At 56.6% G+C, this 23,126-nt stretch carries 34 protein-coding genes (1 of these 34 only partly in view); all 34 read left to right on the forward strand.

From position 1 onward, the window contains the following. The first annotated feature begins 211 nt into the window (after positions 1-211). Complete coding sequence (gene argH / locus ACEVBK_RS01425; RefSeq protein WP_375056869.1) at positions 212-2,092, forward strand: argininosuccinate lyase; 1,881 nt, start codon at positions 212-214, stop codon at positions 2,090-2,092. Between the two features lie 215 nt (positions 2,093-2,307). Then, positions 2,308-2,619, forward strand: coding sequence for a 30S ribosomal protein S10 (gene rpsJ, locus ACEVBK_RS01430; protein ID WP_013343788.1), 312 nt, complete (start codon positions 2,308-2,310; stop codon positions 2,617-2,619). Between the two features lie 21 nt (positions 2,620-2,640). Beyond that, positions 2,641-3,279, forward strand: coding sequence for a 50S ribosomal protein L3 (gene rplC / locus ACEVBK_RS01435; RefSeq protein WP_375056870.1), 639 nt, complete (start codon positions 2,641-2,643; stop codon positions 3,277-3,279). 17 nt (positions 3,280-3,296) lie between these two features. Next, a complete protein-coding gene (rplD, locus tag ACEVBK_RS01440; protein ID WP_202084926.1) occupies positions 3,297-3,902 on the forward strand; it encodes a 50S ribosomal protein L4 in 606 nt (201 codons plus the stop codon). After that, on the forward strand, positions 3,899-4,201 hold the full coding sequence (gene rplW, locus ACEVBK_RS01445; protein ID WP_071473729.1) for a 50S ribosomal protein L23: 303 nt from the start codon (positions 3,899-3,901) through the stop codon (positions 4,199-4,201). Before rplD ends, rplW begins: the two co-directional genes overlap by 4 nt. Positions 4,202-4,218: 17 nt before the next feature. Further along, a complete protein-coding gene (gene rplB, locus ACEVBK_RS01450; RefSeq protein ID WP_375056871.1) occupies positions 4,219-5,043 on the forward strand; it encodes a 50S ribosomal protein L2 in 825 nt (274 codons plus the stop codon). Between the two features lie 21 nt (positions 5,044-5,064). Continuing rightward, positions 5,065-5,343, forward strand: a complete 279-nt coding sequence (gene rpsS / locus ACEVBK_RS01455) for a 30S ribosomal protein S19 (RefSeq protein ID WP_008486816.1) — start codon at positions 5,065-5,067, stop codon at positions 5,341-5,343. A 10-nt stretch (positions 5,344-5,353) separates the two neighbouring features. Beyond that, positions 5,354-5,686, forward strand: a complete 333-nt coding sequence (gene rplV, locus ACEVBK_RS01460; RefSeq protein WP_375056872.1) for a 50S ribosomal protein L22 — start codon at positions 5,354-5,356, stop codon at positions 5,684-5,686. A gap of 18 nt (positions 5,687-5,704) precedes the next feature. Next, positions 5,705-6,400, forward strand: coding sequence for a 30S ribosomal protein S3 (rpsC, locus tag ACEVBK_RS01465; RefSeq protein ID WP_375056873.1), 696 nt, complete (start codon positions 5,705-5,707; stop codon positions 6,398-6,400). Positions 6,401-6,412: 12 nt separating this feature from the next. After that, positions 6,413-6,826 (forward strand): 50S ribosomal protein L16, encoded by a 414-nt coding sequence (gene rplP, locus ACEVBK_RS01470; protein ID WP_106453795.1) that lies wholly within the window; start codon positions 6,413-6,415, stop codon positions 6,824-6,826. Beyond that, a complete protein-coding gene (gene rpmC / locus ACEVBK_RS01475; RefSeq protein WP_014290676.1) occupies positions 6,826-7,017 on the forward strand; it encodes a 50S ribosomal protein L29 in 192 nt (63 codons plus the stop codon). Before rplP ends, rpmC begins: the two co-directional genes overlap by 1 nt. Before the next feature lies 1 nt (position 7,018). Continuing rightward, on the forward strand, positions 7,019-7,279 hold the full coding sequence (gene rpsQ / locus ACEVBK_RS01480; protein ID WP_375056874.1) for a 30S ribosomal protein S17: 261 nt from the start codon (positions 7,019-7,021) through the stop codon (positions 7,277-7,279). Positions 7,280-7,437: 158 nt separating this feature from the next. Continuing rightward, complete coding sequence (gene rplN / locus ACEVBK_RS01485) at positions 7,438-7,806, forward strand: 50S ribosomal protein L14 (protein WP_014290674.1); 369 nt, start codon at positions 7,438-7,440, stop codon at positions 7,804-7,806. A gap of 10 nt (positions 7,807-7,816) precedes the next feature. Then, positions 7,817-8,134 (forward strand): 50S ribosomal protein L24, encoded by a 318-nt coding sequence (gene rplX / locus ACEVBK_RS01490; RefSeq protein ID WP_106730219.1) that lies wholly within the window; start codon positions 7,817-7,819, stop codon positions 8,132-8,134. A 14-nt stretch (positions 8,135-8,148) separates the two neighbouring features. Next, complete coding sequence (gene rplE, locus ACEVBK_RS01495; RefSeq protein WP_094039360.1) at positions 8,149-8,688, forward strand: 50S ribosomal protein L5; 540 nt, start codon at positions 8,149-8,151, stop codon at positions 8,686-8,688. A gap of 11 nt (positions 8,689-8,699) precedes the next feature. Further along, on the forward strand, positions 8,700-9,005 hold the full coding sequence (gene rpsN, locus ACEVBK_RS01500; RefSeq protein ID WP_202084938.1) for a 30S ribosomal protein S14: 306 nt from the start codon (positions 8,700-8,702) through the stop codon (positions 9,003-9,005). Positions 9,006-9,027: 22 nt separating this feature from the next. Beyond that, positions 9,028-9,420: a 30S ribosomal protein S8 gene (rpsH, locus tag ACEVBK_RS01505; protein WP_106730217.1), complete on the forward strand. Its 393-nt coding sequence runs from the start codon at positions 9,028-9,030 to the stop codon at positions 9,418-9,420. A 9-nt stretch (positions 9,421-9,429) separates the two neighbouring features. Next, complete coding sequence (gene rplF / locus ACEVBK_RS01510; protein ID WP_375056875.1) at positions 9,430-9,963, forward strand: 50S ribosomal protein L6; 534 nt, start codon at positions 9,430-9,432, stop codon at positions 9,961-9,963. Between the two features lie 9 nt (positions 9,964-9,972). Beyond that, positions 9,973-10,326 (forward strand): 50S ribosomal protein L18, encoded by a 354-nt coding sequence (gene rplR / locus ACEVBK_RS01515; protein ID WP_202084942.1) that lies wholly within the window; start codon positions 9,973-9,975, stop codon positions 10,324-10,326. Positions 10,327-10,340: 14 nt separating this feature from the next. Beyond that, the gene (gene rpsE / locus ACEVBK_RS01520; protein WP_106730214.1) at positions 10,341-10,841 is read left to right on the forward strand and encodes a 30S ribosomal protein S5; all 501 of its coding nucleotides are present in this window, start codon (positions 10,341-10,343) and stop codon (positions 10,839-10,841) included. Between the two features lie 6 nt (positions 10,842-10,847). Continuing rightward, entirely contained in the window at positions 10,848-11,030 is a 183-nt protein-coding gene (gene rpmD, locus ACEVBK_RS01525) for a 50S ribosomal protein L30 (RefSeq protein ID WP_014290666.1), read from the forward strand. Between the two features lie 4 nt (positions 11,031-11,034). Further along, the gene (gene rplO, locus ACEVBK_RS01530) at positions 11,035-11,469 is read left to right on the forward strand and encodes a 50S ribosomal protein L15 (RefSeq protein ID WP_094039366.1); all 435 of its coding nucleotides are present in this window, start codon (positions 11,035-11,037) and stop codon (positions 11,467-11,469) included. A gap of 8 nt (positions 11,470-11,477) precedes the next feature. Beyond that, positions 11,478-12,809, forward strand: coding sequence for a preprotein translocase subunit SecY (secY, locus tag ACEVBK_RS01535; protein ID WP_202084944.1), 1,332 nt, complete (start codon positions 11,478-11,480; stop codon positions 12,807-12,809). A gap of 26 nt (positions 12,810-12,835) precedes the next feature. Continuing rightward, positions 12,836-12,949 carry a 50S ribosomal protein L36 gene (gene rpmJ, locus ACEVBK_RS01540; RefSeq protein WP_005319705.1) on the forward strand — a complete coding sequence of 38 codons (114 nt, stop codon included), beginning with the start codon at positions 12,836-12,838 and terminating at the stop codon, positions 12,947-12,949. A gap of 140 nt (positions 12,950-13,089) precedes the next feature. Beyond that, positions 13,090-13,446: a 30S ribosomal protein S13 gene (gene rpsM / locus ACEVBK_RS01545; RefSeq protein ID WP_106453806.1), complete on the forward strand. Its 357-nt coding sequence runs from the start codon at positions 13,090-13,092 to the stop codon at positions 13,444-13,446. 14 nt (positions 13,447-13,460) lie between these two features. Continuing rightward, a complete protein-coding gene (rpsK, locus tag ACEVBK_RS01550) occupies positions 13,461-13,853 on the forward strand; it encodes a 30S ribosomal protein S11 (RefSeq protein ID WP_094039369.1) in 393 nt (130 codons plus the stop codon). A 30-nt stretch (positions 13,854-13,883) separates the two neighbouring features. Further along, complete coding sequence (gene rpsD / locus ACEVBK_RS01555; protein WP_094039370.1) at positions 13,884-14,504, forward strand: 30S ribosomal protein S4; 621 nt, start codon at positions 13,884-13,886, stop codon at positions 14,502-14,504. A 24-nt stretch (positions 14,505-14,528) separates the two neighbouring features. Continuing rightward, the gene (locus tag ACEVBK_RS01560) at positions 14,529-15,518 is read left to right on the forward strand and encodes a DNA-directed RNA polymerase subunit alpha (protein WP_202084960.1); all 990 of its coding nucleotides are present in this window, start codon (positions 14,529-14,531) and stop codon (positions 15,516-15,518) included. Positions 15,519-15,562: 44 nt separating this feature from the next. After that, the gene (gene rplQ / locus ACEVBK_RS01565; protein WP_202084962.1) at positions 15,563-15,955 is read left to right on the forward strand and encodes a 50S ribosomal protein L17; all 393 of its coding nucleotides are present in this window, start codon (positions 15,563-15,565) and stop codon (positions 15,953-15,955) included. Between the two features lie 167 nt (positions 15,956-16,122). Next, the gene (locus ACEVBK_RS01570; protein WP_375056876.1) at positions 16,123-18,288 is read left to right on the forward strand and encodes a 4Fe-4S binding protein; all 2,166 of its coding nucleotides are present in this window, start codon (positions 16,123-16,125) and stop codon (positions 18,286-18,288) included. Further along, positions 18,275-20,155 carry a TAT-dependent nitrous-oxide reductase gene (nosZ, locus tag ACEVBK_RS01575; RefSeq protein ID WP_375056877.1) on the forward strand — a complete coding sequence of 627 codons (1,881 nt, stop codon included), beginning with the start codon at positions 18,275-18,277 and terminating at the stop codon, positions 20,153-20,155. Before ACEVBK_RS01570 ends, nosZ begins: the two co-directional genes overlap by 14 nt. 8 nt (positions 20,156-20,163) lie before the next feature. Further along, positions 20,164-21,450, forward strand: a complete 1,287-nt coding sequence (locus tag ACEVBK_RS01580; protein ID WP_375056878.1) for a nitrous oxide reductase family maturation protein NosD — start codon at positions 20,164-20,166, stop codon at positions 21,448-21,450. Next, positions 21,419-22,345 (forward strand): ABC transporter ATP-binding protein, encoded by a 927-nt coding sequence (locus ACEVBK_RS01585; RefSeq protein WP_375056879.1) that lies wholly within the window; start codon positions 21,419-21,421, stop codon positions 22,343-22,345. The genes ACEVBK_RS01580 and ACEVBK_RS01585 overlap by 32 nt, the downstream gene beginning before the upstream one ends. Beyond that, positions 22,317-23,126, forward strand: partial view of an ABC transporter permease gene (locus tag ACEVBK_RS01590; RefSeq protein ID WP_375056880.1) — the 5' portion only. 27 nt of this gene lie beyond the right edge of the window; 810 of the gene's 837 nt are visible here — the first part of the coding sequence; the start codon lies at positions 22,317-22,319; the stop codon falls past the right edge of the window. The genes ACEVBK_RS01585 and ACEVBK_RS01590 overlap by 29 nt, the downstream gene beginning before the upstream one ends.

Below are 23,126 nucleotides of genomic sequence, written 5' to 3' on the forward strand. Positions count from 1 at the left end.
GCACCGCCGACCCTTTGTCGGACCAAGTAGACGTCAGCATCCGGCGGAATATATCAGGCGAATATAAAGGGGGCATAACGCCCCCTGTGTTTATATAATGGCCGCACTCTGCATATGCAGCCCGGGCCGAACCGATTCGGCCCGCCGGTCTATCACCTGTGCAACCGTCACAGGACCGAATTCAGTAATGTCGTCAAGGAGTAAAAAGGTTATGGCACTTTGGGGTGGGCGTTTCAGCCAGGCGGCAGATGCCAAGTTCAAGCAGTTCAATGATTCTTTGCGTTTCGATTATCGTCTGGCGGAGCAGGATATCGTCGGCTCCATTGCCTGGTCCCGCGCCTTGGCCAAGGCCGGGGTGCTGACCGCCGAAGAGCAGCAGAAGATTGAGCTGGCGCTCAACGATCTCAAGCTCAAGGTGATGGAAGATCCCAACCAGATCCTGCACTCCGACGCGGAAGACATTCACTCCTGGGTAGAAGGCCACCTGATCACCGCGGTCGGCGACCTGGGCAAAAAGCTGCATACCGGCCGCAGCCGCAACGACCAGGTAGCGACCGATCTCAAGCTGTGGTGCAAGCAGCAGGTGCCGCCGCTGCTGGCCAAGCTGGACGCCATGCAGAAACAGCTGGTTACCGTGGCGCGCCAGCAGCAGGCCACCGTCTTGCCCGGCTACACCCATCTGCAACGGGCCCAGCCGGTGACCTTCGCCCACTGGTGCCTGGCCTATGTGGAAATGCTGGAACGGGACTTCACCCGGCTGCAGGACGCCTACAAGCGCATGGATACCTGCCCGCTGGGCAGCGGCGCCCTGGCCGGCACCGGCTTCCCCATCGACCGGCACGAGCTGGCCCATTCCCTCGGCTTCTCTTCGCCCACCCGCAACAGCCTGGACTCGGTATCCGACCGGGATCATGTGCTCGAGCTGATGAACTGCGCCACCAATTCCATGATGCACCTGTCGCGCTTCGCCGAGGATCTGATCTTCTACAACTCCGGCGAGTCCGGCTTCCTGGAGCTGTCCGACCGGGTGACCTCCGGTTCCTCGCTGATGCCGCAGAAGAAGAACCCGGATGCACTGGAGCTTATTCGCGGCAAATGCGGCCGGGTATTCGGCGCCTACGCGGGTATGATGATGACCCTGAAGGCGCTGCCCCTGGCCTACAACAAGGACATGCAGGAGGACAAGGAAGGGCTGTTCGACGCCCTGGATTCCTGGTACGACTGCCTGGAAATGGCCGAGATGGTGCTGCACGGCATCAGGGTCAACGAGGAAAAAACCCGGGAGGCGGCTCAGGGCGGCTATTCCAACGCCACCGAGATGGCCGATTATCTGGTGTCCAAGGGTATCCCGTTCCGCGAGGCGCACCATATCGTGGGGGCCATAGTGGTACACGCCATCAGCAAGAAATTGCCGATGGAAGAGTTGCCGATGGCCGACTTCAAGCAGTTCAGCCCGCTGATCGAGGATGATGTCTACGGCAAGCTGTCGCTGGAGTCCAGCCTGGCCAGCCGTTGCGCCCTGGGGGGCGTGGCCCCGGAGCAGGTGGAGTTTGCCCTTACCAGCGCCGAGCGCCGGCTCACGCAGCGCGATACCTCCGGTATTCATGTGCGCAGCGCGCGGCTGACCGATCTGGACGCCATCGAGCGTATGGTCAACTACTGGGCCAATATCGGCGAAAACCTGCCCCGTACCCGCAAGGAACTGATCCAGGCGGTGGGCGAGTTTGCCGTGGCCGAAACCCAGGGCCAGATCAGCGGTTGTGCCTCTCTCTATGTGTATGACACCGGTCTGGCGGAAATCCGCTCCCTGGGCGTTGAGCCCGGCTTCCAGGGGCAGGGCCAGGGCAGGGCCTTGGTGGAGAAAATCCTCAAGAAAGCCGAAGACATGGCCATCGACCGGGTCATAGTGCTGACCCGGGTGCCGGAGTTCTTTATGAAGCTCGGTTTCAGCACCACCAGCAAGACCCTGCTGCCCGAGAAGGTGATGAAGGACTGTGATCTCTGCCCGCGTCAGCACGCCTGTGACGAGGTGGCGCTGGAGATCATGTTGAAGGGCAAGTCCGGCCTGATCGGCAAGACGAAAGTTGCTTAAAAATAACCCGGCCGGCTTGCAACTGCCGGCCATATAAGTATAATGCCGCTCGCTTGGTTTATTATCAGGCGAGCCGAGAGGCTCACGTCAGGTAGCTCCTGGCTCTTTACAGGCCCCCGATATGGTGGGCACCGTTGTTAAATCACACCCCCTCTTTTATTTGAAAGGGCTGGCGGTGTTGATTTTATGTTCTTTACCCAATTGGAGCTCTGGTAATGCAGAACCAAAGAATTCGTATCCGCCTGAAGGCGTTCGATCATCGTCTGATCGACCAGTCTACTGCGGAGATCGTAGAAACTGCCAAGCGCACTGGCGCCCAGGTTCGTGGTCCTATCCCGCTGCCGACGCGCAAAGAGCGTTATACCGTACTGATTTCTCCACACGTGAACAAAGATGCACGTGATCAGTATGAAATTCGCACTCACAAGCGTCTGGTTGACATCGTTGAGCCGACTGACAAAACAGTCGATGCTCTGATGCGACTGGATCTGGCTGCTGGCGTAGATGTCCAGATCAGCCTGGGCTAATAACGGAAAGAGGTTTTATCAATGGCAATCGGTCTAGTAGGTCGTAAGCTGGGTATGACCCGTGTCTTCACCGAAGACGGCGTGTCCATCCCGGTCACCGTTATCGAAGTAGATGCCAACCGTGTTACCCAGGTGAAAACACTGGAAAAGGATGGCTATGCTGCCATTCAGGTGACCACTGGCACCAAGAAAGCTAACCGCATCACCAAGCCGGAAGCGGGTCTGTTCGCTAAAGCCGGTGTTGAAGCGGGCCGCGGTCTGTGGGAATTCCGCCTGGGTTCAGGCGAAGGCGAGAGCATCGAAGTCGGTGCCGAGCTGAAAGTCGACATCTTCGCTGATGTCAAGAAAGTAGACGTTACCGGTACTTCCAAAGGTAAGGGTTTCGCTGGCGCCGTTAAGCGCTGGAACTTCCGCACTCAGGACATGACCCATGGTAACTCCTTGTCTCACCGCGCTCCGGGTTCTATCGGTCAGAACCAGACTCCGGGCCGCGTGTTCAAAGGCAAGAAAATGGCCGGTCACATGGGTGCTGAGCGTGTAACCACGCAAAACCTGGAAGTGGTCCGCGTTGATGTTGATCGCAACCTGCTGCTCATCAAAGGTGCAGTCCCGGGTGCGACTAACGGCAACGTCATCGTTAAACCTGCCGTTAAAGCGTAACGTCTGAGGAGATAGTAATGGAATTGGTAATGAAAGACGCGCAAGGCGCTCTTGAAGTTTCCGAAACTACCTTCGGGCGTGAGTTCAACGAAGCGCTGGTGCACCAGGTTGTTGTGGCCTATGCAGCAGGCGCTCGTCAAGGTACTCGTGCTCAGAAGACCCGTTCCGAAGTGTCTGGCGGCGGTAAAAAACCGTGGCGTCAAAAAGGCACTGGCCGGGCCCGTGCCGGTACCATCCGCTCTCCGATTTGGCGTTCCGGTGGTGTGACTTTCGCGGCCAAGCCGCAGGATCACAGCCAGAAGGTCAACAAGAAGATGTACCGTGGTGCCATCAAGAGCATCCTCTCCGAGCTGGTACGTCAAGAGCGTCTGATCGTGGTTGAGAAGTTCGGTGTTGAAGCGCCGAAAACCAAAGAGCTGGTTGCCAAACTGAAGCAGTGGGATCTGAGCGACGTTCTGATCGTAACTGCCGAAGTGGACGAGAACCTGTTCCTGGCCGCCCGCAACCTGTACAAGGTTGACGTGCGTGACGTGGCCGGTATCGACCCCGTTTCTCTGATCGCGTTCGACAAGGTATTGGTAACTGCCGACGCAGTTAAGCAAATCGAGGAGATGCTGGCATGATCCGTGAAGAGCGTATTCTGAAAGTTCTGAAGGCGCCGCATATCTCTGAAAAAAGCACCATGGTGGCTGAAAAGACCAACACTATCGTGTTCAAGGTTGCCAAGGACGCTACCAAGGCTGAAGTTAAAGCCGCGGTCGAGAAGCTGTTCGAAGTTGAAGTTAAAGATGTTCGCACGTTGCTGGTCAAGGGTAAAACCAAGCGCACCGGTAACCGCATGGGCCAACGTTCCGACTGGAAAAAAGCCTACGTGACCCTGAAAGAAGGTCAGGACATCGACTTCATCGGCGGTGCCGAGTAAGAGAGGAGTAATATCTAATGGCAGTCGTAAAATGTAAGCCTACTTCTCCGGGTCGCCGTCATGTAGTCAAGGTAACCAACCCGGAACTGTACAAAGGCAAGCCGTTTGCCGCCCTGCTGGACAAAAAGTCCAAGTCCGGCGGTCGTAACAACGCTGGCCGTATCACTACCCGTCATATCGGTGGTGGTCACAAGCAGCACTACCGTATTGTTGACTTCAAACGCAACAAAGACGGTATCCCGGCCAAGGTAGAGCGTCTGGAATATGATCCGAACCGCTCTGCTAACATCGCCCTGGTGCTGTACGCAGACGGCGAGCGTCGCTATATCCTGGCTCCGAAAGGTGTTCAGGCCGGCGATCAGCTGCTGTCCGGTGATGCTGCCCCGATCAAGGCCGGTAACTGCCTGCCGATGCGCAACATCCCCGTGGGTAGCACCGTGCATGCCATCGAGATGAAGCCTGGCAAAGGCGCGCAAATCGCTCGCTCTGCCGGTACCTACGCCCAGATCCTGGCGCGTGAAGGTAGCTACGTCACCCTGCGTCTGCGCTCCGGCGAAGTACGTAAAGTACTGGCCGAGTGCCGTGCTACCCTGGGTGAAGTGGGCAACGCCGAGCATATGCTGCGTCAATTGGGTAAAGCCGGTGCCCAGCGCTGGCGTGGTGTTCGCCCGACCGTACGTGGTGTGGCGATGAACCCGGTAGACCACCCGCACGGTGGTGGTGAAGGTCGTACCTCTGGTGGCCGTCACCCGGTTACTCCTTGGGGTAAACCGACCAAGGGCGCCAAAACCCGTAAAAACAAGCGTACCGACAAGTTCGTGGTACGTCACCGTAACAAGTAATAGTTTTTTAGAGGTATCACCATGCCACGTTCTCTCAAGAAAGGTCCGTTTATCGACCTGCACTTGCTGAAGAAGGTAGAGAAAGCGGTGGAAAGCGGGGATAAAAAGCCAATTAAGACTTGGTCCCGTCGTTCAATGATCATTCCGAACATGATCGGTTTGACCATCGCTGTCCATAATGGTCGTCAGCACGTACCTGTCTACGTTTCCGATGAAATGATCGGTCACAAGCTGGGTGAATTTGCACCGACTCGTACTTATCGCGGCCATGCCGCTGATAAGAAGGCCAAGAAGCGTTAAGGGGTAACAGATGGAAGCTATAGCTAAACACCGCTTTGCTCGTACTTCTGCCCAGAAGGCGCGCCTGGTAGCCGATCAAGTTCGCGGTATGCCCGTAGACAAGGCACTGAATGTCCTGGCTTTCAGCCCGAAAAAGGCCGCCGTTCTGGTGAAGAAAGTTCTGGAGTCTGCCATTGCTAACGCCGAGCACAATGAAGGTGCGGATATCGATGAGCTGAAAGTGGCCAAGATCTTCGTTGACGAGGGTCCTACCATGAAGCGTATTCGTCCTCGTGCCAAGGGCCGCGCGGACCGTATCATGAAGCGTACCAGCCACATTACTGTGGTTGTGTCCGACCGCTAAGAGGCTAGGAGATAAGCAATGGGCCAGAAAGTACACCCGAATGGTATTCGCTTAGGGATCACCAAGCCTTTTAACTCGACCTGGTTTGCGAATACCAAGGACTTCGCTGACAACCTGCACAGCGATTTTCAAGTACGTCAGTACCTGAACAAGGAACTGAAAAACGCCTCCGTTTCTCGGATCGTGATCGAACGTCCGGCGAAGAGCATCCGTGTGACTATCCACACTGCTCGTCCCGGCGTCGTGATCGGCAAGAAAGGCGAAGACGTGGAAAAACTGCGCAAGCATGTCGCCATCCTGGCTGGCGTGCCTGCTCAGATCAACATTTCCGAAGTGCGTAAGCCTGAGCTGGACGGTCAGCTGGTAGCCGATTCTATCGCCTCCCAGCTGGAGCGCCGCGTTATGTTCCGTCGTGCCATGAAGCGCGCGGTACAGAACGCCATGCGCATCGGCGCCAAAGGCATCAAGGTGGAAGTGAGCGGTCGCCTGGGCGGCGCTGAAATCGCGCGTACCGAATGGTACCGTGAAGGTCGTGTGCCCCTGCACACCCTGCGTGCCGACATCGACTACGCAACTTCTGAAGCATCTACCACTTACGGCATCATTGGCGTAAAGGTTTGGATCTTCAAGGGTGAGGTACTGGGTGGCCTGCAGGCCGTTGCCCAGGAGCCACAAGCCCCGGCCAAGCCCAAGCGCAAAGGCCGCGGTAAGTAAGGAGACTCGGACATGTTGCAACCAAAACGTACGAAATTCCGTAAAGTCCACAAAGGCCGTAACCGCGGCGTGGCAACCTCAGGTAACCTGATTTCTTTCGGTTCCTTTGGTCTGAAGGCGACCACCCGTGGACGTATCACTGCTCGTCAGATCGAAGCAGCACGTCGTGCGATGACTCGTCACGTTAAACGTCAAGGCAAGATCTGGATCCGTATTTTCCCGGACAAGCCCATTACCGAGAAGCCCCTGGAAGTACGTATGGGTAAAGGTAAGGGTAACGTGGAATACTGGGTTGCCCAGATCCAGCCGGGTCGTGTCCTGTACGAGATGGACGGTGTACCTGAGTCACTGGCTCGCGAAGCCTTTGCACTGGCAGCCGCCAAGCTGCCGGTTAGGACCACTTTCGTAACTCGGACGGTGATGTGATGAAAGCACAAGATCTGCGTGAAAAGAGTGTTGAAGAACTGAACCAGGAGCTGCTGGGTCTGCTGCGTGAGCAGTTCAACCTGCGCATGCAAGCAAGCACTGGCCAGCTGGCTCAGACTCACAACCTCAAAACGGTACGTCGCGACATCGCGCGTGTTAAGACTGTTCTGAATGAAAAGGCAGGTGCCTAAGATGAGCGAACAAACCATTCGTACTCTGCAGGGCCTGGTAGTCAGCGACAAGATGGACAAGTCCATCACTGTTGCTATCAACCGCTTCGTGAAGCACCCGATCTACGGGAAGTACATCAAGCGTACTACCAAGCTGCACGTTCATGACGAGAACAATGAGTGCAAGGCTGGCGACGTCGTGACCATTCGCGAATGCCGCCCGCTGTCCAAGACCAAGTCCTGGACACTGGTAAAAATCATTGAGCGCCCGGTTAAAGCCTGACGATCTCTGGTATACTTACCCGGTCAAACGGCCCAGCGATGGGCCGTTTGTTTTTTACACTACCTTTTCTGGATCCACGGTGATATAATGCCGCGCCTTCAATGGCAGCCAATATCCCGAAAAGGGTTTTAAAGTAGTCACTTTAGCGGAGCACTAACATGATCCAAATGCAAAGTATGCTGGACGTGGCCGACAATTCCGGTGCGCGCAGCGTAATGTGTATTAAGGTCCTGGGTGGTTCGCACCGCCGTTACGCCGGCATCGGCGACATCATCAAAGTTACCGTCAAGGAAGCAATTCCGCGCGGTAAGGTTAAAAAAGGTGATGTAATGAACGCGGTGGTCGTACGCACTCGTAAAGGCGTTCGTCGTCCGGACGGCTCTGTCATCCGTTTCGACCGTAATGCGGCCGTGATTTTGAACAACAATCACCAGCCGATCGGTACTCGTATTTTTGGACCGGTGACTCGTGAACTTCGCTCTGAGAAGTTTATGAAGATTGTTTCACTGGCACCTGAAGTACTGTAAGGAGTCAACGATGGCAGCAAAAATCCGTCGCGATGACGAAGTCATCATTCTTACCGGCAAAGACAAGGGCAAGCGTGGCACCGTCACCAAAGTCCTGGTCAGTGAAGGTAAGGTTATCGTCTCAGGTATCAACCTGGTCAAGAAACACCAGAAGCCCGTGCCCCAACTGGGTCAGGCTGGCGGTATCATCGACCTGGAAGCACCTATTGACGTTTCTAACGTTGCGCTGTTCAACTCTGCCTCCGGCAAAGCTGACCGCGTAGGTTTCCGGATTGAAGACGGCAAAAAAGTTCGTTTCTTCAAATCCACCGGCGAACTTGTGAAGTAATTGGAGTTTATACGATGGCGAAACTGCATGATTACTACAACGAAAATGTAGTAAAAGAACTGACTAGCCAGTTCGGGTACAAGACTATCATGCAAGTCCCTCGGATTGAGAAAATCACCCTGAACATGGGTGTGGGTGAAGCCCTGGCTGATAAAAAGATCCTGGACAATGCTGCTGCCGATCTGGCCGCCATTTCCGGTCAAAAGCCGTTGATCACCAAAGCTCGTAAATCCGTTGCTGGCTTCAAAATCCGTGAAGGCTACCCCATTGGTTGTAAAGTAACTCTGCGCGGCGAGCGTATGTGGGAGTTCCTGGAGCGTTTGATTTGCATCTCTATCCCCCGGATCCGTGACTTCCGTGGCCTGAACCCGAAATCGTTCGATGGTCGTGGTAACTACTCCATGGGCGTGCGTGAGCAAATCATTTTCCCTGAAATCGATTATGACAAGGTAGATCGTGTGCGTGGTCTGGATATCACCATCACCACTACTGCCCAGTCAGACGAAGAAGGTCGTGCTCTGCTGGCTGCCTTTGACTTCCCATTCCGTAAGTAAGGTGTAGGGTTATGGCAAAACAATCAATGAAAGCTCGCGAAGTCAAGCGCGCAAAGCTGGCTGACAAGTACGCAGCCAAGCGTCATGCACTGAAAGACATCATTTCCGACGTGAACACTTCTGACGAAGCGCGTTGGGAAGCGGTGCTGAAACTGCAGCAACTGCCCCGTGACGCAAGCCCCTCTCGTCAGCGTAACCGCTGCAACATCACCGGTCGTCCGCACGGTTTCCTGCGGAAGTTCGGTCTGAGCCGCATCAAGGTGCGCGAACTGATGATGAAGGGTGAAATTCCGGGCCTGAAGAAGGCTTCTTGGTAAGCGAACACGGGAGTAATACACAATGAGCATGCAAGATCCGATCGCGGATATGCTGACCCGCATCCGCAACGGTCAGGCAGCCAACAAAGTTGCTGTCACCATGCCTTCTTCCAAAGTCAAAGTGGCTATTGCCCAGGTACTGAAAGAAGAAGGTTACATTACTGACTTTAATGTCGCCGGTGAAACCAAGGCCGAACTGGAAGTGACTCTCAAGTACTTCCAAGGCGAGCCCGTGGTTGAAATGATCCAGCGCGTCAGCCGCCCCGGTCTGCGCATCTACAAGAAGCGCGACGAACTGCCGAAAGTAATGGCAGGTATGGGTGTGGCTATCGTTTCCACGTCTAAAGGTGTGATGACTGACCGTGCCGCGCGTAAAGCCGGTATGGGCGGTGAGATCATCTGCTACGTTGCTTAAGGAGTAGATATGTCTCGCGTTGCTAAGGCACCTATCGAAATTCCTGCCGGCGTAGAAGTGACGTTGAACGGTCAGGAAATTACCATCAAGGGCGGCAAAGGTACTCTGAATCGTACCCTCAATGCTGCTGTTGAAATCAGCCAGGAAGACAACCTGTTGAAGTTCGTTCCTCGTGACAACGTGGACGGCGCCAATGCTCAGGCCGGTACTGCCCGTGCCCTGGTCAACAACATGGTTGTTGGTGTTACCCAAGGCTTCGAACGCAAGCTGCAGCTGGTTGGTGTAGGTTATCGCGCCCAGATCAAAGGCAACGCCGTTGCGCTGTCTCTGGGTTTCTCTCACCCGGTTGAGCATGCACTGCCTGAAGGCGTGACCGCTGAATGTCCTTCCCAGACCGAGATCGTTCTCAAGTCTGCAGACAAACAGCTGATCGGTCAGGTTGCTGCCAATATTCGTGCGTACCGTAAACCCGAGCCCTACAAAGGCAAAGGTGTTCGCTATTTCGGCGAGCAGGTCCGCAGCAAAGAGGCTAAGAAGAAGTAAGGTAACACTATGGACAAAAAAGCAGCTCGTATCCGCCGTGCTACTAAAGCACGCAAAAAGATGCTGGAACTGGGTGCGACTCGCCTGGTGGTTCACCGTACTCCGCGCCACATCTATGCACAGGTTATTGCACACAACAGTTCTGCCGTTCTGGCTTCCGCGTCTACCGTGGAAAAATCAGTTCGCGAACAGTTGAAATATACCGGTAACATCGATGCCGCCGCGTTAGTCGGTAAAACCGTCGCCGAGCGCGCACTGGAAAAGGGCGTGACCAACGTCGCTTTTGACCGTTCCGGTTTCCAATATCACGGTCGTGTAGCCGCTTTGGCTGCTGCTGCTCGTGAAGCTGGTCTTCAGTTCTAAGGGTGGAGTCGAAAATGGCAAAAATCGAAGCTCAAGCCGGTGAACTGCAAGAAAAGCTCATTGCAGTTAACCGTGTATCAAAAGTTGTAAAGGGTGGTCGTATCTTCTCCTTCACCGCATTGACGGTGGTAGGTGACGGTAACGGTCGTATCGGTTTTGGTTACGGCAAAGCCCGTGAAGTTCCTGCCGCCATTCAAAAGGCAATGGAACAGGCTCGTCGTAACATGCGTACCGTTGGTCTGAACAACGGCACCTTGTTCCATCCGGTCAAGGGTCGTCACTCCGGTTCCAACGTGTTCATGCAACCTGCTTCCGAAGGTACCGGTATCATCGCCGGTGGCGCCATGCGTGCCGTACTGGAAGTAGCCGGTGTGCATAACGTACTGGCCAAGACTTACGGTTCCACCAACCCGAACAACGTAGTTCGCGCTACCATCGACGCTCTGACTCATATGAAGTCGCCCGAGCAAGTCGCTGCCAAGCGTGGTCTGCGCGTTGACGAAATACTGGGGTAATGCGCCATGGCTAACAAGACTGTAAAAGTAACTCAGACTCGTAGCTCCATCGGCCGTCTGCCTAAGCATAAGGCAACGCTGCGTGGCCTGGGTCTGCGTCGCATTGGTCACACCGTTGAGCTGGAAGATACAGCTTGCGTTCGCGGTATGATCAACCAGGTTTACTACATGGTTAAGGTTGAGGAGTAATCGCATGCGTTTGAATACTCTGTCTCCTGCCGCCGGCTCCAAGCCTTCCGCCAAGCGCGTGGGTCGTGGTATCGGCTCTGGTCTGGGTAAAACCGGTGGCCGCGGCCACAAAGGCCAGAAGTCCCGTTCCGGTGGTAAGGTTCGTAACGGTTTCGAAGGCGGTCAGATGCCGCTGAAACAGCGTCTGCCGAAGTTTGGTTTTACTTCGCGCAAAGGCCTGGTCAGTGCAGAAGTTCGTCTGAGCGAACTGGCGAAAGTTGAAGGCGAAGTGGTGGATCTGAACACCCTGAAGCAAGCTGGCGTGATCACCAAGAACATCCAGTTTGCCAAAGTGGTTCTGTCTGGCACTATTGACCGTCAAGTCACTGTTGTTGGCCTGGGCGTGACCAAAGGTGCACGTGCAGCCATCGAAGCCGCCGGCGGAAAAATCGAGGAATAATAAGTACTATGGCCAAGAAACCAGGATTAGATGCTAAAAACGCACAGGGCGGGCTGAGTGAACTGAAAAGCCGTCTGCTTTTCGTTCTGATCGCGATCGTTGTCTTTCGCGCCGGCTCCTATGTGCCTATTCCTGGGATTGACGCCGCCGTACTTGCCGACTTGTTCCAGCAACAACAGGGCACCATCATTGAAATGTTCAACATGTTCAGTGGTGGCGCCCTGGAACGAGCGTCCATACTGGCGCTGGGGATAATGCCGTACATTTCTGCGTCCATTATCATCCAGTTACTGACTGTGGTTCACCCCACCTTGGCCGAGCTCAAGAAGGAAGGTGAATCTGGCCGTCGCAAGATCAGTCAGTATACCCGGTATGGTACTCTGGTTCTGGGCACCATCCAGGCCATCGGTATCGCCACCGGTCTGCCGAATATGATGCCGGGACTCGTGGTTAACCCGGGTTTTGGTTTCTATTTCACGGCGGTGGTGAGTCTGGTCACCGGCACCATGTTCCTGATGTGGTTGGGTGAACAGATTACCGAACGAGGCATTGGCAATGGTATCTCGTTGATTATCTTCGTGGGTATCGTTGCCGGTCTGCCATCGGCCATTGGTGCCACGGCAGAGCAGGCGCGTCAGGGGGAATTGCACATTCTGTTGCTGTTGCTGCTGGCCGTGATTGTGTTTGCGGTAACCTATTTTGTGGTCTTTGTTGAACGTGGTCAGCGCCGCATTGTGGTGAACTATGCCAAGCGTCAACAGGGTCGCCAGGTGTTCGCGGCACAGAGTACACACCTGCCCTTGAAAGTGAACATGGCGGGGGTTATTCCGGCAATTTTTGCATCCAGCATTATTTTGTTTCCTGGTACCGTGGCCTCTTGGTTCGGACAGGGGCAGGGGTGGTTCGCCAACATGCTGCAAGAGCTGTCGCTCACGCTGCAGCCTGGCCAGCCGCTGTACGTAATGTTGTATGCCGCTGCTATCATCTTCTTCTGTTTCTTCTATACCGCGCTGGTGTTCAATCCGCGCGAGACGGCAGACAACCTGAAGAAGAGTGGTGCTTTCATCCCGGGGATCCGTCCGGGTGAGCAGACAGCGCGCTATATAGACAAAGTGATGACTCGCCTGACCCTGGTCGGGGCCCTGTACATTACCTTTGTCTGTTTGGTTCCACAGTTTTTGATGACAGCCTGGAACGTCCAGTTCTACTTTGGCGGTACCTCGCTGTTGATTATTGTGGTCGTCATCATGGATTTCATGGCTCAGGTGCAAACCCACATGATGTCCCATCAGTATGGCGATGTCCTGAGAAAAGCGAACCTGAAGGGTTACAACCGTTAAGGTTCGGTTATTTACGGAGTTAAGCAATGAAAGTCCGTGCTTCCGTTAAGGCAATTTGCCGTAACTGCAAAATCATCAAGCGCCACGGTGTGGTGCGGGTGATCTGCAGCGAGCCTAAGCATAAACAGCGCCAAGGCTAAAAAAGTTACGGTTTAACTTGAAAATTAAAGGCGAGCTGGCTAAAGTAGCCAGCCACCTTTGTTGGGTGTATGTGTAGTCATTACGTATCCTAGACGGGCTTTGTAATGGCTTATTATTTGTTATTTTGTAGGAGTGCATAGTGGCCCGTATCGCTGGCATTAACATTCCTGACCATAAACATGCAGTTATTGCGTTAACTGCGATTTATGGCGTCGGCCGTACCCGCTCTAAAGCCATTTGTGCTGCAGCCGGTATCGCTGAGGATGTGAAAATTAAAGAATTGGATGAAGCTCAGGTAGAATCTCTGCGTGAGCAAGTCGCGAAGTTCACCGTAGAAGGTGACCTGCGTCGCGAAGTCTCCATGAACATCAAGCGTCTGATGGACCTGGGTTGTTACCGAGGTCTGCGTCATCGTCGCAGCCTACCCGTTCGCGGTCAGCGCACCAAGACCAACGCCCGCACGCGTAAAGGTCCTCGTAAACCGATCAAGAAATAACGGGAAGGTAGATCATGGCTAAAACTCCGGCTCGTAGTGCACGTAAGCGCATCAAAAAGCAGGTGAGCGATGGCATTGCCCACGTTCATGCATCTTTCAACAACACCATAGTAACTATTACCGATCGTCAGGGTAATGCTCTGTCTTGGGCAACCGCCGGCGGTTCAGGTTTCCGTGGTTCCCGTAAGTCCACCCCGTTCGCTGCTCAGGTAGCTGCCGAGCGTGCTGGTGAGATTGCCAAGGAATACGGTGTTAAGAACCTGGAAGTAATGGTGAAAGGTCCGGGTCCGGGCCGTGAGTCATCCATCCGTGCGTTGAATGCGGCAGGTTTCCGCATCACCAACATCACCGATGTGACTCCCATCCCGCACAACGGTTGTCGTCCTCCCAAGAAGCGTCGCGTATAACCCTTCTTGTAGGATAGTTGGAGAAAGAACATGGCAAGATATCTGGGTCCCAAGCTCAAGCTGAGCCGTCGCGAGGGCACTGACCTCTTCCTGAAGTCAGGCGTTCGCGCGATCGATTCAAAATGTAAAATTGATACCGCACCCGGTCAACATGGCGCCCGCAAGCCGCGTCTGTCTGACTACGGTGTACAGCTGCGTGAAAAGCAGAAAGTTCGTCGTATCTACGGCGTGCTGGAAAAGCAATTCCGCAACTACTACAAAGAAGCTGCTCGCCTGAAAGGCAACACTGGTGAGAACCTGCTGCAGCTGCTGGAAGGTCGTCTGGACAACGTTGTTTACCGCATGGGCTTTGGTGCTACCCGCGCCGAGTCTCGTCAGCTGGTTAGCCACAAGGCTATCCTGGTGAACGGTAAGGTTGTGAACATTCCTTCCTTCCAAGTTTCTCCCGAGGACGTAGTCAGCGTTCGTGAGAAGGCCAAGAAACAAGCCCGGATCAAAGCCGCTCTTGAGGTTTCCGGTCAACGTGAAAAGCCGACTTGGGTAGAAGTTGACGCTACCAACATGCAAGGCGTTTACAAGCGTCTGCCTGAGCGTAGCGACCTGTCTGCCGAGATTAACGAACAGCTGATCGTCGAGCTTTACTCTAAGTAAAGCTAGCTTCAAAGAGAGGACACAATGCAGGGTTCTGTAACAGATTTTCTTAAGCCGCGTCTGGTTGATATCGAACAGATCAGCCCGACTCATGCCAAAGTGACTCTCGAGCCGCTGGAGCGTGGCTTTGGTCATACATTGGGTAATGCGCTGCGTCGTATTCTGCTTTCTTCCATGCCAGGCTGTGCCATCACCGAAGTTGAACTCGACGGTGTATTGCACGAGTACAGCAGCAAGGAAGGTATCCAGGAAGATATCCTGGAAATCCTGCTGAACCTCAAAGAGGTTGCTGTGAAGCTGGAAGGCAAGGACGAAGTCACCCTTTCTCTGACCAAAACTGGTGCAGGTCCCGTAACTGCAGGCGACATCACCCATGGTGATGACGTTGAGATCGTTAACCCAGAGCACATCATCTGTCATCTGACAGGGGATGAGGCAGAAATCAGCATGCGTCTGAAAGTGCAGCGCGGTCGTGGCTATATTCCCGCCGCCGCCCGCGCCCATACCGAAGACGACGAGCGCCCTATTGGTCGCTTGCTGCTGGACGCGGCCTACAGCCCCGTGGTTCGTATCGCCTACAATGTTGAGGCGGCCCGTGTTGAACAGCGTACCGATCTGGATAAGCTGGTCATCGACATGGAAACCAACGGCACCCTGGATCCGGAAGAAGCCATTCGTCGTGCGGCCACCATCATGGCCGAGCAACTGGAAGCCTTCGTGGATCTGCGTGACGTGAGCGAACCGGAAGAGAAAGAAGACAAGCCTGAGTTCGATCCTATCCTGCTGCGTCCTGTCGACGATCTGGAACTGACCGTTCGCTCTGCGAACTGTCTGAAGGCAGAAGCGATCCATTACATTGGTGATCTGGTACAGCGTACCGAGGTGGAGCTGCTGAAGACTCCCAACCTGGGTAAAAAATCTCTTACCGAGATTAAAGACGTGTTGGCGTCTCGTGGTTTGTCTCTGGGCATGCGCCTGGAGAACTGGCCGCCTGCCAGCATCGCTGATGAATAAACCGGATCACGGGTTTTACAGATTTAGTTAGGAAGGATTAGGTCATGCGCCATCGTAAGAGTGGTCGTCAACTTAACCGGAACAGCAGCCATCGTCAGGCGATGTTCCGTAACATGGCCAGCTCCTTGGTTCGTCATGAAGTTATCAAGACGACTCTGCCCAAGGCTAAAGAGCTGCGTCGTGTGGTTGAACCTCTGATCACACTGGCCAAGAGCGACAGCGTTGCTAACCGTCGCCTGGCATTTGCCCGTACTCGCGACAGCGAAGTGGTTGGCAAACTGTTCAACGAACTGGGACCCCGCTACCAGGAGCGTCCGGGTGGTTACACCCGCATCCTGAAGTGTGGTTTCCGGGCCGGCGACAACGCCCCTATGGCTTATATCGAGCTGGTAGGTCGCGACGTCGAGGCCACAGAAGTAGCCGCTTCTGAAGAATAAAAAATAAAAGCCGGGTTCGCCCGGCTTTTTCTTTTCCTGCTCCTGTGTTTTCCCTCCTCATTGTTTCTTTTCAGCTTATCCCCCTTCCTCTGATCTGGATCAATCCGGGTATTGCCTTTTTTTAACATTATATTATGCAACTGAAATGACAATTATGGCTTCCCTCTATGTTGCTGGTCCGGCTGCTTGCCTCCCTGCTGCTGCTGGTGTTGAACGGCACCGCCAACGCCGATCCCCGAGCGGATGCGTCCGGGCTGCTGGCCGATTGGTACCCCCAGGCGGTTATTGAACCTATCTCTGTCCCCTTCAGTGGTTGGCGTATTCTTGCCGATGGTCAGGCGTCCCGATACGCTTTCCTTACTCGGCAGTTCGCCGATATTCCCGCCTATTCCGGCAAGCCGGTGGAGTTGTTGCTGGCGATGGACGAGCAGGGCCGGCTGGAGCATAGCCGGGTGCTGGAACACCATGAGCCGATACTGCTGATCGGCATTCCCGAAATCAAATTGACCGAATTTGTCAACCAGTACCAGGGCATCGACGCCCGCGAGCGGGTGCAGGTGGGGCTGTCCCGCCGGGATGATATCCACTCGGTCGATGGCGTCACCGGCGCCACCGTGACGGTGATGGTGATCAACCAGACCATCATGCGGGCACTGCGGGGGGCCCAGGCGACCCTGGCTGGGGAGACAATGCCGTCCTCCCCCGAACCGGCGGACGACAACACCGCAACCCTGAGCAATCAGTGGCAGCCGCGTGACTGGGCCGAACTGAGCGAACTGCAGCTGGTCCGTCCCCTGCGCCTGACCGAAGGGGAAGTGGAGCAGGCCTTTGCCGGCACCCGGGCGGTTTCCCATACCGCTTCGGTAGCGTTCGACGCTGCTTTTATGGAGCTGTACTTTGCCCCGCTGCGGGTGGCGGAAGCCGGCATCAACCTGCTGGGGCAACAACGGTATGATCGACTGATGGCCTCGCTCGAACCCGGCGATCAGCCAATACTGGTGGTGGCCAACGGTGGCTACAGCTTCCGCGGCAACGGCTTCGTGCGCGGCGGTATCTTCGATCGCATCCGTCTGTGGCAGGGGCCTGAGGAGATCGCCTTCCGCGATATGGACTACCAGCGGCTGGCTGCGTCCGATCTGCTGGTGGCTGGCTCGCCCGCATTCGGTGAACTGGCCATCTTTATTGCCCGCGGTAGTGCGTTGGATCTGACCCGTCCCTGGCAGTTCGAGTTGATGGTGCGGCGCCAGGTGGGGGCCCTGGACAGCGAGTTTGCCAGCTTCTATGCCGACTACCAATTGCCCGCTGCTTATCTCAATCCGCCGGTGACGGCGGCGGCCGCCGAGACGGGCTGGCTCGATGATGACGTTCCGCTATGGGTCAGTGTCTGGCAGTACAAGGCGGTGCAGATAGGAGGGCTGAGCATCGGCCTGCTGGTGCTGGTGATCATCCTGTTCCTGCAGGACTGGCTGGTACAGCATCCGACCCTGCTGCACCGGCTGCGTATCGGCTATCTCTGCTATACGCTCTTCTTCATCGGCTGGTATAGCCTGGCCCAGTTGTCGATCGTCAATGTGTTCACCTTTCTGTACGCCCTCTTTACCGGCTTCCAGTGGTCATCCTTCCTGCTCGATCCCATGATGTTCGTCCTGTGGGGCTTTGTCGCCCTGACCCTGCTGCTGTGGGGGCGGGGCATCTTCTGCGGTTGGCTCTGTCCCTTCGGTGCCCTGCAGGAGCTGGTGAACGAGGCGGCACGCAAGTTCAGGATCAGGCAATACACGGTGCCTTTTGCCCTTCACGAGCGGCTGTGGGCGCTGAAATACCTGATCCTGCTGGGCCTGTTCGGGCTGTCGCTGCAGTCCCTGGCTCTGGCGGAGCAGGCGGCGGAAGTAGAGCCGTTCAAGACGGCGGTGACGCTGCGCTTTATGCGCGAGTGGGGCTACGTGCTCTATGCCCTGCTTTGGGTGCTGCTGTCTTTGTTCGTGCGCAAGGCCTATTGCCGCTATATCTGCCCGCTGGGTGCCGCGCTCGCCGTACCGGCCCGGCTCCGGCTGTTCGACTGGCTCAAGCGCCGTCCCGAGTGCGGAACGCCTTGCCAGCTCTGCGCCAAGGAGTGCGAGGTGCAGGCCATTCATCCCGACGGGCGCATCAACGCCAACGAATGCCACCATTGTCTGGATTGCCAGATCACCTACTACAACCACCGTAAATGCCCGCCACTGGTGATGAAGGCCAAGAAACGCCGACAGCGCGAGCTGGAGCGGGACGCGGCCCGGATCAAAGTAACCCACGTGGATACCCCCGGACTACAAGGAGAGTCTAATGAGCAAGCATGAAGAATTGAGCGAACACGTCAAACTGAGCCGGCGGCTGTTTCTGGGGGGATCTTCCGCCCTGCTGGCCACGGCGGCGGCCGGCGGTGGCCTGAGCTTGGCCTCGTCACCGGCCCTGGCCGCGGCGGCGGCACAGAATGGCCACGTGGCTCCCGGCGAGCTGGATGAATACTACGGCTTCTGGAGCGGCGGCCATCAGGGTGAAGTGCGGGTGCTGGGTGTGCCTTCCATGCGTGAACTGATGCGCATCCCGGTGTTCAACGTGGATTCGGCCACCGGCTGGGGGCTGACCGATGAAAGCAAGCGGATCATGGGGGAGAGCAGCAAGTACCTTAACGGTGACTGCCATCACCCTCATATCTCCATGACCGACGGCCATTACGACGGCAAGTACCTGTTTATCAACGACAAGGCTAACAGCCGGGTGGCGCGTATCCGCCTGGATATCATGAAATGCGACAAGATGGTCACCATCCCCAATGTGCAGGCCATCCACGGCCTGCGGCTGCAGAAGGTGCCCCATACCAAATACGTGTTCTGCAATGCAGAGTTCATCATTCCCCATCCCAACGATGGCAGCAACCTGAAAAACCTGGATGCGGCCGAAAAATTCACTCTGTTCAACGCGGTGGACGCCGAGACCATGGAAGTGGCCTTCCAGGTGATCGTGGACGGCAATCTGGACAACTGCGACGCCTGCTTTACCGGCAAGTATGCCGCCTCCACCTGTTACAACTCGGAGGGAGCCACCGATCTGGGCGGCATGATGCGCAACGAACGGGACTGGGTGACGGTGTTCAATATTCCCCGTATCGAGGCGGCGATCCAGGCCGGCGACTTCACTCAACTGGGGGAGGCCAAGGTGCCGGTGCTGGACGGGCGTAAGGGATCGCCCCTGACCCGCTATATCCCGGTGCCGAAGAACCCCCACGGCCTCAATACTTCGCCTGACGGCAAGTACTTTATCGCCAACGGCAAGCTGTCGCCGACGGTGTCCATGATCGAAATCGACAAACTGGACGAGCTGTTCGACGACAAGTTCGATGATCCCCGGGCGGTGATCGCCGCCGAGCCCGAATTGGGCCTGGGGCCGCTGCATACCACTTTCGACGGCCGCGGCAACGGCTACACCACCCTTTTTATCGACAGCCAGGTGGTGAAATGGAATCTGGCCGACGCGGTGCGCGCCTACAACGGTGAAGACGTCAACTACATCCGCCAGAAGCTGGACGTGCAGTACCAGCCCGGTCACAACCATGCCTCCCACACCGAGGCCCGGGATGCGGACGGCAAGTGGCTGGTGGTGCTGTGCAAGTTCTCCAAGGATCGCTTTCTGCCGGTGGGCCCCCTGCACGCGGAAAACGATCAACTGATCGACATCTCCGGCGAGGAAATGAAACTGGTGCACGACGGCCCCACCTTCGCCGAGCCCCACGACTGCATCCTGATCAAACGCAACATGCTCAATCCCAAGAAGATCTGGGACCGTCAGGATCCCTTCTTCGCCGATACCGTGGCCATGGCGGCCCGGGACGGTGTGACCCTGGAGCGGGACAACAAGGTGATCCGTGACGGCAACAAGGTGCGGGTCTACATGACCTCGGTGGCGCCCACCTTCGGCATCCAGGAGTTCACCGTCAGGCAGGGAGACGAAGTGACGGTGGTGGTGACCAACCTGGACATGATCGAGGACGTGACCCACGGCTTCTGCATGGTCAACCATGGCGTCAGCATGGAAATCAGTCCCCAGCAGACCTCTTCCATCACCTTCGTTGCCGACAAGCCGGGGGTACACTGGTATTACTGCAACTGGTTCTGTCATGCCCTGCACATGGAGATGGTAGGTCGAATGTTCGTCGAGCCGGTGTAAGGCACGGCATGAACAGGCTATGGCTTTTCTTGTTGTTGCTTGCCTGGCCGCTGGCGGCAGAGGTCTGGCTGACGCCGGCCTCCGTGGCCGGGCTGGCCGAGGTGCCGATGGGAGAAACCGTACGGCTGGCTCCCGGTATTTATCCGGCGTTACGTATCGAGCGGACCCTGAGCCTGCTGGGAGAACCGGGTGCGGTGATCGACGCCGGTGGCCAAGGCCATGGCCTCTATATCGATGCACCCGAGGTCCGGGTGCAGTCGCTTACCATCACCAACTGGGGCCGGGACCTGGGCGCCCTGGATGCGGGCATTTTTATTGCCGAGCGGGGCTCGGGCGCGGAGGTGGCCAAGGTGCGACTGCGTGGCCCGGGCTTCGGCATCTGGGCCGATCGGGTCAGCCGTATCCGCCTCTATGGCAACGATATCGAGGGAGACCACCGCCTGCGCTCTCAGGACAGGGGCAACGGTATCCATCTGTTTAACGTCAGCGAGAGCGAGGTGGCCGGGAACCGTATCCGTCGGGTACGGGACGGTATTTATATCGACTACAGCAACCACAACCGGCTTACCGGCAACCACCTGAGCGAGCTGCGTTACGGCATTCACTATATGTATTCCAACCACAACGAGGTGGTGGCCAATTATACCCGCGAGACCCGCACCGGCTATGCCCTGATGCAGTCCCGCTTTCTGACCGTGGTCGACAACGTATCCGAGCAGGATGAGAACTACGGCATCCTGATGAATTACATCACCTATTCCACCATCAGCAACAACAGGGTAGAGGGCGTCAGGGCCAACAGCCATCTGCTCAACCCGAGGGGGGCCGAGGGCAAGGCCCTGTTCGCCTACCATGTGGTGGGCAACGAGATCAGCGGCAACTGGCTGGGCCATAGCGATCTGGGCATCCATATGACGGCGGGATCGGAGCAGAACCGGATTTTCGGTAATGCCCTGGTCGGCAACCGCACTCAGGTTCGTTATGTCTCCAATCGTCCCCAGGAGTGGTCCCATCAAGGCCAGGGTAATTACTGGAGTGATTACCAGGGCTGGGATCTGAACCAGGACGGTCTGGGAGATATCGTCCATGAGCCCAATGACGGTATGGATCGGGTGCTGTGGCAATATCCGGCGGCCCGTTGGCTGATGAATGCGCCCGTGGTCAGCCTGTTGCGCTGGGTTCAGCAACAATTCCCGGTGTTCAAGGGGTCTGGTGTGCGGGACTCGTTTCCGCTGATGGGCCAGCCCGAAGCGAGGAGGAGCCATGAGTATCATTCACCTGCGGCAGCTCAGTAAGCAGTTTGCCGGCAAAGCGGCCCTGAAAGGGATATCGCTGGAAGTCGCCGAAGGCGAAGTGCTGGGGCTGCTCGGCCATAATGGGGCCGGTAAGACCACCACCATCAAGCTAATATTGGGCCTGCTCCGGCCCGATGGTGGCGAAGTGCGGGTGATGGGGAGGGACCCGGCCAGGCCCGCCTTTCGCGGACAGCGCCGGCATATCGGCTTCCTGCAGGAAAACGTCAGCTTCTATGATCAGCTTACCGGCGCCGAAGTGATCGGCTATCTGGCCCGCTTGAAGGGCATGGCCCCCTTGCAAGGCATAGCCTTGCTCGAGCAACTGGGGTTGAAGGAGGCCGCGGAGCGACGGGTCAAGACCTATTCCAAGGGCATGCGGCAACGGTTGGGACTGGCCCAGGCGTTGCTGGGGGAACCGCGAGTCCTGCTGCTGGACGAGCCGACGGTCGGCCTGGACCCGCTGGCGACCCAGCATTTCTACCGGCAGATCGAGGAGCTGCGCCAACGGGGCTGCGCCGTCATTCTCTGTTCCCATGTGCTGGCGGGGGTTGAGCCTTATCTGGATCGGGTCGCGGTGATGGGCCAGGGACGGGTACTGGCGGTCGGCGACCTCGCCACCCTGAGGGCCGAGTCGCAACTGCCGGTAACCCTGACCCTGCATGGCACCAATCTGCAAGCGGCCTTGCCCGAACAATACCAGCATCTGGTGCAGCAAGCAGAGTCCGGGCATATCAGGCTGCAGGGTGGTCCCGAACAGCAAAAAGCGTTGGCGGAGCTGATCTGCCGGTTGCCCGGGGTAGAGCATTTCCATTGGCAACAGCCCAACCTGCCCGAATTATACCAACATATCTGTTATGGAGGCGCCGATGGCCATACTACTGACTATTGCTCGTAAGGAGTGGCTGGATGGTATCCGCAATCGCTGGGTACTGGCGATTGCCCTCATGTTGTGGGGGCTGGCCGTCGGTCTGGCCTATTTCGGCGGTGTTGCTTCGGGGCTGGTTGGTTTTACCAGCATCGAGTCGACCCTGGCCAGCCTGGCCAGTCTGGCGGTGGTGATACTGCCGTTGATTGCGTTGATGCTGGGTCATGATGCGCTGATCGGCGAGGCCGAGCGGGGCACCCTGCTGCTGCTGCTGACCTATCCCATCACACCCGGACAGTTGCTGCTCGGCAAGTTCATCGGTCAGGCGCTGATGCTGGCGGTGGCTACCGCGTTGGGCTTCGGCAGTGCCGCCCTGACCCTGCTGCTGCTGACACCGGCACTCGACACCGGGGTGGTGCTGTACCTTTTTGCCGTCCTGATCCTGTCGGCCATTCTGCTGAGCTGGATTTTCCTTGCCATGGCCTATGCCCTGAGTGGCTGGGTAAATGAAAAGGCCAAGGCGGCCGGCGCCTCGCTGATGCTCTGGTTCTTCTTCGTGGTGGTGTTCGACCTGTTGATGTTGGGGTTGCTGATCGGGTTGCCCGAGCGGCTGGATTTTGCTTCCTTGCCCTACCTGATGCTGCTTAACCCGGCGGATATTTTCCGCATCTTTAATCTCGGCCTGTTGTCGTCGGAGGAAGCCAAAACCGGTGTGATGGCGGCCGGTGGCAGCCTGGGCTTGGGAGCGACTGGCTTGCTGGCGGGGCTGTTGCTATGGCTCTGCAGCATGATGGGACTGGCCCGGCTCCTG

Origin of the sequence: Zobellella sp. DQSA1 (assembly GCF_041950555.1) — a bacterium.
Taxonomy (GTDB): Bacteria; Pseudomonadota; Gammaproteobacteria; order Enterobacterales; family Aeromonadaceae; genus Oceanimonas.

What these genes read in the sequence shown, in the direction of transcription:
- argH (WP_375056869.1), top strand. Translation starts at nt 212, where the DNA reads ATGGCACTTTGGGGTGGGCGTTTCAGCCAGGCGGCAGATGCCAAGTTC.
- rpsJ (WP_013343788.1), top strand. Translation starts at nt 2,308, where the DNA reads ATGCAGAACCAAAGAATTCGTATCCGCCTGAAGGCGTTCGATCATCGT.
- rplC (WP_375056870.1), top strand. Translation starts at nt 2,641, where the DNA reads ATGGCAATCGGTCTAGTAGGTCGTAAGCTGGGTATGACCCGTGTCTTC.
- rplD (WP_202084926.1), top strand. Translation starts at nt 3,297, where the DNA reads ATGGAATTGGTAATGAAAGACGCGCAAGGCGCTCTTGAAGTTTCCGAA.
- rplW (WP_071473729.1), top strand. Translation starts at nt 3,899, where the DNA reads ATGATCCGTGAAGAGCGTATTCTGAAAGTTCTGAAGGCGCCGCATATC.
- rplB (WP_375056871.1), top strand. Translation starts at nt 4,219, where the DNA reads ATGGCAGTCGTAAAATGTAAGCCTACTTCTCCGGGTCGCCGTCATGTA.
- rpsS (WP_008486816.1), top strand. Translation starts at nt 5,065, where the DNA reads ATGCCACGTTCTCTCAAGAAAGGTCCGTTTATCGACCTGCACTTGCTG.
- rplV (WP_375056872.1), top strand. Translation starts at nt 5,354, where the DNA reads ATGGAAGCTATAGCTAAACACCGCTTTGCTCGTACTTCTGCCCAGAAG.
- rpsC (WP_375056873.1), top strand. Translation starts at nt 5,705, where the DNA reads ATGGGCCAGAAAGTACACCCGAATGGTATTCGCTTAGGGATCACCAAG.
- rplP (WP_106453795.1), top strand. Translation starts at nt 6,413, where the DNA reads ATGTTGCAACCAAAACGTACGAAATTCCGTAAAGTCCACAAAGGCCGT.
- rpmC (WP_014290676.1), top strand. Translation starts at nt 6,826, where the DNA reads ATGAAAGCACAAGATCTGCGTGAAAAGAGTGTTGAAGAACTGAACCAG.
- rpsQ (WP_375056874.1), top strand. Translation starts at nt 7,019, where the DNA reads ATGAGCGAACAAACCATTCGTACTCTGCAGGGCCTGGTAGTCAGCGAC.
- rplN (WP_014290674.1), top strand. Translation starts at nt 7,438, where the DNA reads ATGATCCAAATGCAAAGTATGCTGGACGTGGCCGACAATTCCGGTGCG.
- rplX (WP_106730219.1), top strand. Translation starts at nt 7,817, where the DNA reads ATGGCAGCAAAAATCCGTCGCGATGACGAAGTCATCATTCTTACCGGC.
- rplE (WP_094039360.1), top strand. Translation starts at nt 8,149, where the DNA reads ATGGCGAAACTGCATGATTACTACAACGAAAATGTAGTAAAAGAACTG.
- rpsN (WP_202084938.1), top strand. Translation starts at nt 8,700, where the DNA reads ATGGCAAAACAATCAATGAAAGCTCGCGAAGTCAAGCGCGCAAAGCTG.
- rpsH (WP_106730217.1), top strand. Translation starts at nt 9,028, where the DNA reads ATGAGCATGCAAGATCCGATCGCGGATATGCTGACCCGCATCCGCAAC.
- rplF (WP_375056875.1), top strand. Translation starts at nt 9,430, where the DNA reads ATGTCTCGCGTTGCTAAGGCACCTATCGAAATTCCTGCCGGCGTAGAA.
- rplR (WP_202084942.1), top strand. Translation starts at nt 9,973, where the DNA reads ATGGACAAAAAAGCAGCTCGTATCCGCCGTGCTACTAAAGCACGCAAA.
- rpsE (WP_106730214.1), top strand. Translation starts at nt 10,341, where the DNA reads ATGGCAAAAATCGAAGCTCAAGCCGGTGAACTGCAAGAAAAGCTCATT.
- rpmD (WP_014290666.1), top strand. Translation starts at nt 10,848, where the DNA reads ATGGCTAACAAGACTGTAAAAGTAACTCAGACTCGTAGCTCCATCGGC.
- rplO (WP_094039366.1), top strand. Translation starts at nt 11,035, where the DNA reads ATGCGTTTGAATACTCTGTCTCCTGCCGCCGGCTCCAAGCCTTCCGCC.
- secY (WP_202084944.1), top strand. Translation starts at nt 11,478, where the DNA reads ATGGCCAAGAAACCAGGATTAGATGCTAAAAACGCACAGGGCGGGCTG.
- rpmJ (WP_005319705.1), top strand. Translation starts at nt 12,836, where the DNA reads ATGAAAGTCCGTGCTTCCGTTAAGGCAATTTGCCGTAACTGCAAAATC.
- rpsK (WP_094039369.1), top strand. Translation starts at nt 13,461, where the DNA reads ATGGCTAAAACTCCGGCTCGTAGTGCACGTAAGCGCATCAAAAAGCAG.
- rpsD (WP_094039370.1), top strand. Translation starts at nt 13,884, where the DNA reads ATGGCAAGATATCTGGGTCCCAAGCTCAAGCTGAGCCGTCGCGAGGGC.
- ACEVBK_RS01560 (WP_202084960.1), top strand. Translation starts at nt 14,529, where the DNA reads ATGCAGGGTTCTGTAACAGATTTTCTTAAGCCGCGTCTGGTTGATATC.
- rplQ (WP_202084962.1), top strand. Translation starts at nt 15,563, where the DNA reads ATGCGCCATCGTAAGAGTGGTCGTCAACTTAACCGGAACAGCAGCCAT.
- ACEVBK_RS01570 (WP_375056876.1), top strand. Translation starts at nt 16,123, where the DNA reads ATGTTGCTGGTCCGGCTGCTTGCCTCCCTGCTGCTGCTGGTGTTGAAC.
- nosZ (WP_375056877.1), top strand. Translation starts at nt 18,275, where the DNA reads ATGAGCAAGCATGAAGAATTGAGCGAACACGTCAAACTGAGCCGGCGG.
- ACEVBK_RS01580 (WP_375056878.1), top strand. Translation starts at nt 20,164, where the DNA reads ATGAACAGGCTATGGCTTTTCTTGTTGTTGCTTGCCTGGCCGCTGGCG.
- ACEVBK_RS01585 (WP_375056879.1), top strand. Translation starts at nt 21,419, where the DNA reads ATGAGTATCATTCACCTGCGGCAGCTCAGTAAGCAGTTTGCCGGCAAA.